This is a genomic window from Streptomyces sp. NPDC088554, from assembly GCF_044752945.1.
In the GTDB taxonomy this organism is placed as follows: domain Bacteria; phylum Actinomycetota; class Actinomycetes; order Streptomycetales; family Streptomycetaceae; genus Streptomyces.
The window spans coordinates 1-1,036 of sequence record NZ_JBIVMF010000106.1; the positions used below are offsets into that span (position 1 = coordinate 1).

At 63.9% G+C, this 1,036-nt stretch carries 1 protein-coding gene; it reads right to left on the bottom strand.

Annotation, left to right across the window (positions count from 1 at the left end; translation table 11 throughout):
• Window positions 1-1,036, bottom strand: a 1,036-nt coding sequence (locus ACIP8W_RS31985) for a thiamine pyrophosphate-binding protein (protein WP_402205926.1), incomplete at both ends; no start/stop codon positions are given.

Here is a 1,036-nt window from a genome sequence, read left to right on the forward strand (position 1 = left end):
GACCACCGGCTCCGCCGAATGCTTCACCGCATCCAGACGCGCCACATTGAGATTGACGAACCGGACATCGGGACAGGCAAAAACAGTATGACTGGCAGTGGTGAAATCGGAGTACCGCGTACCCACCCCGATAACCACATCCGCCTCAGCCGCCAGCGCATTCGCCGCCGACGTCCCCGTCGAACCGACACCACCCACCGCACAAGGATGATCCCAGGCCAGCGCACCCTTCCCCGCATGCGTATCAGCCACAGGAATCCCCGTAGCCTCCGCAAACGACCGCAACGCCTCACCCGCACCCGAATACACAACCCCGCCACCCGCCACGATCAACGGCCGGCGCGCCCCACGCACCACATCAGCGGCCCGCCTCAACGCATCCGGCTCGGGAAGCGGACGCCCCACACGCCAGACACGACGCCGGAAGAACTCCACCGGCCAGTCATACGCCTGCGCCTGCACATCCTGCGGCAGACACAACGTCACCGCACCCGTCTCCACCGGATCCGTCAACACCCGCATCGCCGCCAACGCAGCCGACACCAACTGCTCAGGACGACTCACCCGGTCGAAATACTTCGACACCGGACGGAACGCATCATTGACACTCACATCCCCCGCCCGCGCGTCCTCCAACTGCTGCAGCACCGGATCAGCAACACGCGTCGCAAACATGTCACTGGGCAACAACAACACCGGCAACCGATTCGTCGTCGCCAACGCGGCACCCGTGATCATATTCGTCGAACCAGGACCCGTCGACGCCGTACACACAAACGCCTGCAACCGATCCCGCATCTTCGCAAACGCCACCGCCGCATGAACCATGCCCTGCTCATTACGCGCCAGGTAATACGGCAGATCAGCCTCACCAGTCCGCGCCGCCTGCAACAACGCCTGACCCACACCCGCCACATTCCCATGCCCAAAAATCCCCCACACACCAGGAATCAGACGCTGCTCCTGCCCGTCGCGCTCGCTGTACTGGTTCGCGAGGAACCGCACGAGGGCCTGCGCAGTGGTAAGCCGTACGGTC